The organism is Streptomyces sp. NPDC050164 (assembly GCF_044459945.1).
Lineage (GTDB): Bacteria > Actinomycetota > Actinomycetes > Streptomycetales > Streptomycetaceae > Streptomyces > Streptomyces coeruleorubidus_A.
In genome coordinates this window covers 43,541-54,686 of sequence record NZ_JBITJK010000014.1, presented here as the reverse complement: position 1 = coordinate 54,686, position 11,146 = coordinate 43,541, and the positions used below count along the sequence as shown (strand labels likewise).

7 protein-coding genes are annotated in these 11,146 nt (G+C 69.3%); 3 read left to right on the top strand and 4 right to left on the bottom strand.

Going from position 1 to position 11,146, the window contains the following annotated elements; translation table 11 throughout:
- Nucleotides 1-191 precede the first annotated feature (191 nt).
- On the bottom strand, nt 192-3,110 hold the full coding sequence (locus ACIBNA_RS20205) for a glycoside hydrolase family 48 protein (protein ID WP_399166534.1): 2,919 nt from the start codon (nt 3,108-3,110) through the stop codon (nt 192-194).
- A gap of 401 nt (nt 3,111-3,511) precedes the next feature.
- Between ACIBNA_RS20205 and ACIBNA_RS20200 the strand changes: the two genes are divergently transcribed.
- The 3 genes from ACIBNA_RS20200 to ACIBNA_RS20190 all read left to right on the top strand — a co-directional run bounded on the left by ACIBNA_RS20200 (nt 3,512) and on the right by ACIBNA_RS20190 (nt 7,064).
- Nucleotides 3,512-5,215 (top strand): glycoside hydrolase family 6 protein, encoded by a 1,704-nt coding sequence (locus ACIBNA_RS20200; RefSeq protein WP_399166533.1) that lies wholly within the window; start codon nt 3,512-3,514, stop codon nt 5,213-5,215.
- A gap of 137 nt (nt 5,216-5,352) precedes the next feature.
- Nucleotides 5,353-6,270: a class I SAM-dependent methyltransferase gene (locus ACIBNA_RS20195; RefSeq protein ID WP_399166532.1), complete on the top strand. Its 918-nt coding sequence runs from the start codon at nt 5,353-5,355 to the stop codon at nt 6,268-6,270.
- Nucleotides 6,271-6,362: 92 nt separating this feature from the next.
- Nucleotides 6,363-7,064 carry an SDR family oxidoreductase gene (locus ACIBNA_RS20190; protein ID WP_399166531.1) on the top strand — a complete coding sequence of 234 codons (702 nt, stop codon included), beginning with the start codon at nt 6,363-6,365 and terminating at the stop codon, nt 7,062-7,064.
- 85 nt (nt 7,065-7,149) lie between these two features.
- Here the strand turns inward: ACIBNA_RS20190 and ACIBNA_RS20185 are convergent, their stop codons facing one another.
- From ACIBNA_RS20185 to ACIBNA_RS20175, 3 genes are all read right to left on the bottom strand, one after another.
- Nucleotides 7,150-7,941, bottom strand: coding sequence for an aldo/keto reductase (locus ACIBNA_RS20185; RefSeq protein WP_399166635.1), 792 nt, complete (start codon nt 7,939-7,941; stop codon nt 7,150-7,152).
- A 158-nt stretch (nt 7,942-8,099) separates the two neighbouring features.
- Nucleotides 8,100-9,926: an AMP-dependent synthetase/ligase gene (locus ACIBNA_RS20180; RefSeq protein WP_399166530.1), complete on the bottom strand. Its 1,827-nt coding sequence runs from the start codon at nt 9,924-9,926 to the stop codon at nt 8,100-8,102.
- Nucleotides 9,927-10,151: 225 nt separating this feature from the next.
- Nucleotides 10,152-11,084: a LysR substrate-binding domain-containing protein gene (locus ACIBNA_RS20175; RefSeq protein WP_399166529.1), complete on the bottom strand. Its 933-nt coding sequence runs from the start codon at nt 11,082-11,084 to the stop codon at nt 10,152-10,154.
- Between the last annotated feature and the right edge of the window lie 62 nt (nt 11,085-11,146).

Genomic DNA, 11,146 nt, shown 5'->3' with positions numbered 1-11,146 from the left:
GGGGGAACGTGCGAGGGCCGGGCGGCTCCCAGTGCGGGTGGGAACCGCCCGGCCGGCCTCGTCGTCAGGTGACGAGACCACGAACGCGGAGTTTCGGACGCACCTTTGTCTTGGGGGCGCGGGGAACTGCGCGACCAGCCACATACGGCCCGCAGATCACAACGCCCCACCCGCGGAGCGCCCGGCGGGGACTATTCGAGAAGCTCCGCGTACGAGCCCATGGCCAACGCGATATCCGCCTGAGCCCAGAACCGGTGATACGTGAACGACGGCACCGCACCGCCGGCGAGATAACTCTCGATCTTCGACCAGGCAGGATCGTCCTCGTAGAAGGACCGGATCGAGTCGAACGTCGACGACGAGTTGATCGCGTCACCGTTCGGCATCGTGCCCGTCCAGCCGCTCGGGACGTACACCGGGTCGTCGAACCGGTTGTAGTCCGCGCGGGTCTCCGGGACGGCGATCCCGAGGTCGTCCTGGTGGTTCGCCCACATCCCGTCCAGCAGCTTCTTCGCCGCCGTCGCGGCCTCCGTGTCACCGGAGCGGTCGGCGTAGTACGTCAGGGTCTTGGCGTACGCGGCCGCCACACCGACGTCGTTGGTGTAGTCGGCGACGGTGACGTGCAGCCCGCTGTTGGAGCCGGGGCTGGAGGCGTTCCAGGTGTCGGGCTGGCCCGACCACTGGAGCGTCGACGGGACACGGAACGTGCCGTCCGGGTTGAACGTGGTCTTGGACAGCGCCCAGTCGACCCACTTGTCGAGGACCGCCTTGGCCTGCGCGTTCCCCGTCTGCTGGTACAGCTCGGCGACCCGCTCCATGGACCACGCCTGGAAGCCGAACCACTGGTTGGACGGCGGGTCGTGGTACACGGGCTTCTCGTCGTAGTACATGCCGTAGAACGTCGACTTCCCGGCGGGCGGGGTCGCGTACCGGCCCGCCCAGCTGTTGGTCGCGCCGCCGGCGATGGCGCCCTCGTTCGACTGGAGCCAGCGGTAGAACTCCAACTGCCGGTCCATGGACTTGGCCCAGTCGGCCGCGCCCGTCGCCGACTTGGGCTTCAGCGGGGCGTAGTTGCCGAGCGCGTAGGCGGCCAGCGGGTTCTGGTAGCCACCGTGGGCGTGGCTGGAGCCGATGCGCCAGGCCCAGCCGGCGCTGGTGTCCGTGGCGCCGCCCCAGGCGTAGTACCAGGACATCAGGTACATCGAGGCGTCCTTGCCGGTGCCCGCCGGGCAGGCCGACGGTCCGACGCAGTTGCCGATCTTCTTGAAGTACTTGTCGAACATGGAGTAGCGCAGGTAGTCGCCCATCTTGGCCGCCTTGGCGACCGTCGCGGAGACCTGCCCGCCCTTGCCCTGCTCCTTCGCCCACAGGTCCGCCCAGTAGGCGGCCTGCACGGCGCGCGCGTCGGCGTCCGGCGCGTTGGTGAACTTCCACTGCTTGGCGTAGGAGGCGTCAGCGGTGAACAGGTCCAGATAGCCGTTCTTGCCGCCGTACTTGAAGGCGTCACAGGTCGGCTGCGGCACCGTCTCCCACACCGACTCCTGCGAGCCGCGCTGGAAGGTGTTGATGTACGACGGGCCTGTGTCCGAGGGGCCCGCCTCGCACTTGCCGGGCGAGTTGCCGTAGCCGTAGACGTTGTCGACGTCCTGGAGCCAGTGCATGCCGTAGACGTCGTCCGTGCCGTACGCGCTCTTCAGCTCGGCCGCGATCGGGTCAGAGCCCACCGAGACACCGGTGTCGAGCTTGGCCGGGTACTCGTTCGGCGTGTCCAGCTCGGGCGCGTAGGTCGCCGGCTTGGAGGCGTTGTAGAAGGAGTTGGTCGGCTGGTCGGCCTTGGTGGGGATCATGTACTTCTCCATGAGATCCCAGGCGCCGTTGAACTTGGACCAGTCACCCGTCACCTTGCCGTACATGGCCTGCAGCCACAGGAGGTAGCTGTACGCCTCCGAGGTGGTCTCGTGACCGTGGTCCGGCGCCTCGACGATCAGCGTCTCGACCGAGTGGTAGGGAATGCCCTCGGGGGAGAAGTAGCCGTTCGCCGGGTTGGTGATCTTCCCGTAGAGCTCCAGGAAGCGGGCGTCGTACGCCTTGGTCGCCGCCAGCTGGGTGACGGTGACCGAGGCCTTGGCGTGGCCCGCGGCCGTCGACTCGAACACGGCGGAACCCGTACCGGAGCCCGCGGCCGTGACGGTCACCTTCTGCGCGGTGTTCCAGTTCTGCGGCGTGAAGGTGAGCGAGGCGCCGCCCGTGACCGACAGGCCCGCGTTGCCGCTCGCGCGGGCCGACGTGACCGTCACATTGGACGTCGGCTGCTTGGACAGCTTCACCTCGTACGTGCCCGACTTGCCGGACTGCACGCCCAGTTGGAGCGGCGAGGCGACGACGGTCGGGCCGGAGGCAACCGTGATGCCGACCGGAGTGGAGTCGGCGGAGGCGCCCATGCTGTCGTAGGCCTTCGCCACCAGGGAATGGCTGCCCACGGTCAAATCCGAGACGGACAGCGCGTAGGGCGCACTCGTGTCCGTGCCCAGCAGCTTGGTGTCGTCGTAGAACTCCACCTTGCTGATCGTGGCGTTGTCCGCGGCGGCCGCGGTGGCCGCGAGCGGGACCGCCTCGCCCTGGGTGTAGACGGCACCGGCGGCCGGGCTGGTCAGCACGGCGATCGGCGGCTGGTGCGCGCCGGTGCAGGGAGTGCCGTTGACCGCGAAGGACGTGGGCGCGGTGTTGCTGCCGCTGTAGCTGAACTGGGCGCCGGTGGAGACGGCGGCGCCCGCGGCGACCCGCGCGTTGTGGGAAGCGCTCTTGACGGTGATGTTCTGGCCGGACTGCGACCACGTGCCGTTCCAGCCGTTCCCCAGCTTCTGGTTGCCGGAGTAGGCGTAGGTCAGCGTCCAGCCGTCGATGGCGTCCGTGCCGCGGTTGGTGAGGGTCAGGTCCGCGGTGAAGCCGGAGCCCCAGTCGTTCGTCTTGTAATCGACACTGCACTGAAGTGCGGCCGCCTGCGCGGAAGTCGACCCTGAGGAGAGCATCGTCAACGGAAGCGCGAGAGCTGCGAGCGCGGCGGTCCACAGACGCCGCACGGCTCTCCGCTTCCGGGGTGGGGGATGCATGGTGCTGGTTCCTCCTTGCGGCTCGGAGAAGTCAAGGCTTGAACCAGTGGGAGCGCTCCCATAGTGAGGACGGGTGTGGTACCGGTCAAGGTCCTTGAAGAGTCGAAAAGATTCGACGCCTAGAGTTGAGCGAAAGTCAGCGACTCCCCTGTTCTTTGCCGACACTTGGCGCTACCTTCCTTGACACCAGTGGGAGCGATTCCATCAGTCGACGCGTCCGCCACGACGGGCCCGGCCTGCACGGAGTCGCTCATGCGACACCCCTCGCGTTCAGTACTTTTAGCCGCCGCCATCGCGGTCGTCCCCGGCTGCGCGAGTGCCGGTGCCGGGTTCCTCATGTCCTTGTCGGAGCGCACCCTGAACGGCTGACACCCCCACCACCGAAAGGGAAGTCCGCACTCATGAGCCGTACGAGAACAGCGTTACTGGCCGCCATGGCCCTGGTCGCCGGCGCCACGGGCACGGCGTTCGCCGTCGACCCGGGCGGCGCCGGCACCGCCGCCGTCCCCTGCACGGTCGACTACAAGGTGCAGAACCAGTGGAGCACCGGCTTCACCGCCGCCGTGACCATCACCAACAACAGCGCCGCGAAGTCGTCGTGGTCGCTGAAGTGGGCGTACGCCGGCAACCAGAAGGTCACCAGCGGCTGGAACGCCAAGATCAGCCAGAGCGGTGCCGACGTCACCGTGTCCAACGAGAGCTACAACGCCCAGCTCGCGACGGGCGGTTCGGTCAGCTTCGGCTTCCAGGGCTCCTACAGCGGCAGCAACGCGATCCCGGCCACCTTCACCCTCGACGGCGTGACGTGCAACGTCGACGACGGCGGCAACCCGGCGCCGGGCGGCCCTGCCAACCGGGTGAACAACCCCTATGACGGCGCCAAGGTGTACGTGAACCCGGAGTGGCGCGAGAAGGCCAACGCCGAGCCGGGCGGCAACCGGATCTCCAACCAGCCGACCGGTGTCTGGCTGGACCGGATCGCCGCGATCAACGGCGTCAACGGCGGTATGGGCCTGCGCGACCACCTCGACGAGGCGCTGCGCCAGAAGGGCTCCGGCGAGCTCGTCATCCAGGTCGTCATCTACAACCTGCCCGGCCGTGACTGCGCCGCCCTCGCCTCCAACGGCGAGCTGAAGCCCGACGAGATCGGCCGCTACAAGACAGAGTACATCGACCCGATCAAGGCGATCCTCGCCGACTCGAAGTACTCCTCGCTGCGGATCGTCACCACCGTCGAGATCGACTCGCTGCCGAACCTCGTCACCAACACCGGCAGCCGCCCGACGGCCACCCCGCAGTGCGACGTGATGAAGGCCAACGGTAACTACGTCAAGGGCGTCGGCTACGCGCTGAACAAGCTCGGCGACGTGCCGAACGTCTACAACTACGTCGACGCCGGCCACCACGGCTGGATCGGCTGGGACGACAACTTCGGTGCCTCCGCGACCCTGTTCAAGGAGGCGGCGTCCGCCGAGGGCGCGACCGTGGGCGACGTCCACGGCTTCATCACCAACACGGCGAACTACAGCGCCTTGAAGGAGAACAACTTCTCCATCAACGACAACGTGGCCGGCAAGTCCGTCCGCGAGTCGAAGTGGGTCGACTGGAACCGCTACACCGACGAGCTGTCCTTCGCCCAGGCCTTCCGCAACCAGCTCGTCTCGGTCGGCTTCCCCTCCGGCATCGGCATGCTGATCGACACCTCCCGCAACGGCTGGGGTGGCACCGCCCGGCCCACCGGCCCGGGTGCACAGACCTCCGTCGACACCTACGTCGACGGCGGCCGCTACGACCGCCGCATCCACCTCGGCAACTGGTGCAACCAGTCCGGAGCCGGCCTCGGTGAGCGCCCGCAGGCCAGCCCGGCCGCCGGGATCGACGCGTACGTGTGGATGAAGCCGCCGGGCGAGTCCGACGGGGCGAGCAAGGAGATCCCGAACCCCGACGGCAAGGGCTTCGACCGGATGTGCGACCCGACGTACGAGGGCAACGCCCGCAACGGTTACAACATGTCGGGTGCCCTGCCGGACGCGCCGATATCCGGGCACTGGTTCTCCGCCCAGTTCCAGCAGCTGATGCGGAACGCCTACCCGCCGCTGTCCTGACCGGCTGACACACCGTCCCCACGGATCCGCCGGGGCTCCGGCCCCGGCGGATCTTTTTTGCGGGAGCGGCAAGAGCAGTGGCCTTCTCCCGGTGCGTCGGCGCAGGCTGGCGGCATCCGAGGGAGAGGCTGACCACCATGGCGCACGACCACGACCACGACCACGAGCACGGCCACAACCACGAGCACGGCCACGGCCACCACCACGGCCACACGGACATCGACTGGGCCGAGATGGGCCCGAGACTGGAATCCCAGGCGGAGCTGTTCGCGTCCCTGTACGAGCGGGCCATGGCCTGGCTGGCGAAGGAGGTGACCGAGCCGGGCCTGATCGTCGACGCGGGCAGCGGGCCGGGCGTCGTGTCGTGTCTGTTCGCCGAGACGTTCCCGGGTGCGCGGATCGTCGCCGTGGACGGCTCCGAGCCGCTGCTGGAGCGGGCGCGGGCACGGGCCGAGCGGCTGGGGGTCGCCGACCGCTTCGGCACGATCGCCGGTGAACTCCCGGACGTGCTCGACGAGCTGGACTACCCCGCCGACCTGCTCTGGGCGAGCCGCAGCCTGCACCACCTCGGCGACCAGCGGGCCGCGCTCACCGCCTTCGCGGCGCGGCTGGCGCCCGGCGGCACTCTCGCCCTCATGGAGGGCGGTCTGCCCCCGCGGTACCTGCCGCGCGACATCGGCATCGGCCGGCCCGGACTCCAGGCGCGGATCGACGTGGTTGAGGCGGAGTGGTTCGCGCGGATGCGTGCGGAGCTGCCGGGCCATGTCGCGGAGACGGAGGACTGGCCCGCCCTGCTGGCCGCCGCGGGCCTGAAGCACACCCGGACGCACACCTTCCTGCTCGACCTGCCCGCACCCGCCTCGGACCGGGCCCGTGCCTACGTCGTGGCGTCCCTGTCGCACCTGCGCGAGAGGCTCCCGGAGGGCCTCGACGCGGAGGACCTCGCGACCCTCGACCGGCTCCTCGACCCCGACGACGAGGCGAGCCTGCACCGTCGCCCGGACGTGTTCGTCCTGGAGGCCCACACGGTGCACACGGCGGTGCGGGCTGGCTAGGCCTTGACTTCGAGAGCGCTCCAAGTGATGGACTCCCCGGCATCGACCACCCGGCCGGATCTCAGGCCGGGCAAGAATCTCAGGGGGAATCCATGTCCGACTCTCGGGTTGCGCTCATCACCGGCGGTGGCAGTGGGATCGGCGCCGCCGTGGCGCGGCGGTTGCTGGCCGCGGGGCAGCGGGTCGCCGTCACCGGGCGCGGGGAGGAACGGCTGCGCGGGTTCGCCGAGGAACTCGGGGAGCCCGACGGGCTGTTGACGCTCGTCGGTGACACCGCCGTGTACGACGACGTCCGGGCGGCGGTCGACGCCACCGTCAAGGCGTTCGGGCGGCTGGACACGGTCGTGGCCAACGCCGGTTCCGCCACGCACGACACGGTCGCCGAGGGGGATCCGGCCGGCTGGACCGACATGGTGCTGACGAACGTCCTGGGGCCGGCTCTGCTGATACGGGCGTCCATCGACGCGTTGAAGGAGACGCGGGGGCGGATCGTGCTCGTCGGGAGCGTCGCCGGGTTCGTGCACGGGCCGGGCAACCTGTACGGGGCGACCAAGTGGGCGGTGACGGGGCTCGCGGAGAACACGCGGCGGCAGGTCACGGAGTGGGGGGTGGGGGTGACGCTGGTCGCCCCAGGCCGGGTGGAAACCCCCTTCTGGGACTCCTACGGCAGCCTCCCGCCCGGCCACCTCCTCACGCCCGACCAGATCGCCGACTCAGTCGTCTGGGCGACCCACCAGCCGAGTGGCGTCGACATCAACACCATGGTCGTACGACCGGTGGGGCAGCCGGTCTGAGAAGGCAGAAGCGCGCCCTGGTTCCGAAACTCCCCACGGGGTCGGAACCAGGGCGCGTCAGTCACACGGCCAAGGGCCGGGGTCCTCAGACCCCGTCGAACGTCGCCGGGTCCGGGCCCAGGCGGCGGTCTTCGTTGAGGGCGCTGATGGCCGCCAGGTCCTCCGTGTCCAGGGTGAAGTCGAAGACCTCGATGTTCTCCTTGATCCGCGCCGGCGTCACGGACTTCGGGATGACCACGTTGCCCAGCTGGATGTGCCAGCGCAGGACGACCTGGGCCGGCGTGCGGTTGTGCTTCTGGGCGATGGCCACGATCGCCGGGACCTCCAGCAGGCCCTTGCCCTGGCCGAGCGGCGACCAGGCCTCCGTGGCGATGCCCTGCTCCGCGTGGTACTCACGGGCGGCGTTCTGCTGGAGGTGCGGGTGCAGCTCGATCTGGTTCACGGCCGGGATGACCGACGTCTCGCCGATCAGCCGCTCCAGGTGCTCGGGAAGGAAGTTGGAGACACCGATGGCCCGGATCCGGCCGTCGGCGTGCAGCTTCTCGAACGCCTTGTACGTGTCGACGTAGGTACCCCGGGCCGGCAGCGGCCAGTGGATCAGGTACAGGTCGACGAAGTCGAGGCCGAGCTTCTCCAGCGAGGTGTCGAAGGCGCGCAGCGTGGAGTCGTACCCCTGGTCGGCGTTCCAGAGCTTCGTCGTGACGAACAGCTCCTCGCGGGGGAGGCCGGACGCGGCGATGGCCTTGCCGGTGCCCTCCTCGTTGCCGTAGATCGCCGCGGTGTCGATGCTGCGGTACCCGGCCTCCAGCGCCGTCGCGACGGCCGACTCGGCCTCGTCGTCCGGCACCTGCCAGACGCCGAAGCCCAGCTGGGGCATCTCGACGCCGTTGTTCAGGATGATCGGGGGGACCTTGCTCACGAGCTCTCGATCCTTCGGTTTGTGGTCGGGTGTGCCTCCCATCGTCAACGATCACGAGCCGTGATGCATTCCTGACGGGAGAATTCAGGCGTGCGATTCGGCCGGTACCTGGCAAGTCACGCCCGGTACAGCGCCTCGACCTCTTTCTCGTACGCCTTCTCGATCGCCTTGCGCTTCAGTTTCAGGGACGGGGTCAGCAACCCGTGCTCCTCGGTGAACGGCTGGGCCAGGATGCGGAAGGTGCGGATCGACTCGGCCTGCGAGACAAGGGTGTTGGCCGCGACCACCGCACGCCGCACCTCCGTCTCCAGATCCGCGTCACGCACCAGCTCCGCCGCGGACATCCGCATCTTGCCCCGCATCGTCAGCCAGTGCTCCACGGCCTCCTGGTCGAGGGTCACGAGGGCGGCGATGTACGGGCGGTCGTTGCCGACGATGATGCACTGGTTGACCAGTGGATGGTCACGGACGCGTTCCTCCAGCACACCGGGCGAAACACTCTTGCCGCCCGATGTGACCAGGATCTCCTTCTTGCGGCCGGTGATGGTGAGGTAGCCGTCCTCGTCGAGCGCGCCGAGGTCGCCGGTGGCCAGCCAGCCGTCGTGCAGGGTCTCGTCAGTGGCCTTGGGGTTGTTGAGGTAACCCTGGAAGAGGTTCTGGCCGTGCAGCCAGATCTCCCCGTCGTCCGCGATGTGCACGGTCATGCCCGGGATGGGCTGCCCGACCGTGCCGAACCGGGTGCGTCCGGGCGGGTTGGCGGTCGCGGCGGCCGTGGACTCGGTCAGGCCGTAGCCCTCGTAGATGTGCACGCCCGCCCCGGCGAAGAACAGGCCGAGCCGCCGGTCCATCGCCGAGCCGCCCGACATGGCGTGCTTGATACGGCCGCCCATCGCGGCGCGGATCTTGGAGTAGACGAGCTTGTCGAACAGCTGGTGCTGCATGCGCAGGCCGGCGGAGGGGCCGGGGCCGATGCCCCAGGCCTTCGCCTCGATCGCGTCCGCGTACTTGATGGCGATGTCGACGGCCTTCTCGAACGGGCCGGAGCGCCCCTCCTTCTCGGCCTTGCGGCGGGCCGCGTTGAACACCTTCTCGAAGATGTACGGCACGGCCAGGAAGAACGTCGGCTTGAACGCGGCCAGGTCGGGCAGCAGGGCCGCCGCGTTCAGCTGCGGCTGATGGCCGAACTTCACCTTGCCGCGGATCCCGGCGACCTGGACCATCCGCCCGAAGACATGGGCGAGCGGCAGGAACAGCAGGGTGGCGGCCTCGTCGCCCCGCTTGGAGTGGAACACCGGCTCCCAGCGCTCGATGACGGTGTCCGCCTCGTACATGAAGTTGCCGTGCGTGATGACACAGCCCTTGGGGCGGCCGGTGGTGCCCGACGTGTAGATGATCGTGGCGACCGAGTCGGGGGTGACGGCCTGGCGGTGGCGGTGCACCACCTCGTCGTCGATGCTCGCGCCGGCGTCGTACAGCTCGTGCAGCGCGCCGGTGTCCAGCTGCCACAGGCGGCGCAGCTGCGGCAGCCGGTCGATGACGGTGGCGATCGTCATCGCGTGGTCCTCGTGCTCCACGACCGCGGCCGTCACCTCGGCGTCGTACAGCATCCAGAAGCACTGCTCGGCCGAGGACGTCGGATAGACCGGCACGACCTGGGCGCCGATCGTCCACAGCGCGTAGTCGAACAGCGTCCACTCGTAGCGCGTACGGGACATGATCGCGACCCGGTCGCCGAACCGGATGCCGCTGGCCAGCAGGCCCTTGGCCAGGGCGAGCACCTCGTCGCGGAACTCGGCGCTGGTGACGTCCCGCCACTGCCCGGACTCGTCCTTGCGGCCCAGTGCGATGTGCAGCGGGTCGTCCTGGGCATGCTCGAAGACCACGTCGGCCAGACCGCCCACCGGAGGTGCCAACGCCAACGGAGGGTTGGTGAACTCGCGCAAACCCCGCTCCCCGCTCCTCAGCGCTTTCGTTGAGTGACGCTCCGCACAGCGCCGTGAAAGCTACCCCAACCGGGCAGAAGGCGGGAGGGGTTGCGAAGGCGAGCAGGGCTCTTGTCCGCGCTGGTCAGGGAGGGAAAATGCGCTCACATGGGGAAGGGTCGGACAGAATCCTGACGGTTGAGTAAGTTTCGGAGCCGTAATCTCCACCGAATCTGTACGACCGGGTCACGGCCCGAGGCTCCTCGCGCGCGGTGCCCGGCCGTCTCTTCTGTCAGCGCCCCGGAGGCGGATTTCGTCACTCCGGTTCAGCCGGTCACCGCCCGACAGGATCGCCGCCGCCAAGGCGTCCGCCGCGCCCTGGGCGGAGGGGCGGCGCCGGCCGTGGACCACGACGAAGTCGACCTGCCCCAGCTCCGGCAGCCCCGCCCGGTCCGGGACCCGGACCAGGCCCGGCGGGATGAGGCCGCGGGAGTGGGCCATCACGCCGAGCCCCGCCCGGGCCGCCGCGACGAGGCCGTTGAGAGAGCCGCTCGTGCACACCACACGCCACTCGCGGCCCTGCCGCTCCAGCGCCTCCAGGGCGAGGGCGCGGGTGATGCCCGGCGGCGGATAGACGATGAGCGGCACGGGACGCTCCGGGTCGAGCCGGAGGCGCTCCGCGCCGATCCACACCAGCCTGTCGTGCCGGACCAGCTCCCCGCGCGGGTCCTCGGGCCGCCGCTTGGCCAGGACGAGGTCCAGCTTCCCGGCGACGAGCTGCTCGTGCAGCGTGCCCGACAGCTCGACCGTCAGCTCCAGATCGACCTCCGGATGGTCGTGCCGGAAGCCCTCGAGGATCTCCGGCAGCCGGGTCAGCACGAAGTCCTCCGACGCGCCGAAGCGCAGCCGGCCGCGCAGCCGGGTGCCCGTGAAGAACGCCGTCGCCTGCTCGTGCACCTCCAGGATCCGGCGCGCGAACCCGAGCATGGCCTCGCCGTCCTCGGTGAGCTCCACCGAGTGCGTGTCCCGGGTGAACAGCGTCCGCCCGGTGGCGTCCTCCAGTCGCCGCACGTGCTGGCTGACGGTGGACTGCCGCAGCCCGAGCCGACGGGCGGCCTGCGTGAAGCTCAGCGTCTGCGCCACCGACAGGAAGGTGCGCAGATGGGACGGGTCGTACATGGCGCCAGGCTATCGCGGAACGTGATGACAGTGAGAGCGGTATGCCGGATTCCCGATCGCCG

What these genes read in the sequence shown, in the direction of transcription:
- ACIBNA_RS20175 (WP_399166529.1), bottom strand. Translation starts at nt 11,084, where the DNA reads ATGTACGACCCGTCCCATCTGCGCACCTTCCTGTCGGTGGCGCAGACG.
- ACIBNA_RS20190 (WP_399166531.1), top strand. Translation starts at nt 6,363, where the DNA reads ATGTCCGACTCTCGGGTTGCGCTCATCACCGGCGGTGGCAGTGGGATC.
- ACIBNA_RS20200 (WP_399166533.1), top strand. Translation starts at nt 3,512, where the DNA reads ATGAGCCGTACGAGAACAGCGTTACTGGCCGCCATGGCCCTGGTCGCC.
- ACIBNA_RS20185 (WP_399166635.1), bottom strand. Translation starts at nt 7,941, where the DNA reads ATGCCCCAGCTGGGCTTCGGCGTCTGGCAGGTGCCGGACGACGAGGCC.
- ACIBNA_RS20195 (WP_399166532.1), top strand. Translation starts at nt 5,353, where the DNA reads ATGGCGCACGACCACGACCACGACCACGAGCACGGCCACAACCACGAG.
- ACIBNA_RS20205 (WP_399166534.1), bottom strand. Translation starts at nt 3,110, where the DNA reads ATGCATCCCCCACCCCGGAAGCGGAGAGCCGTGCGGCGTCTGTGGACC.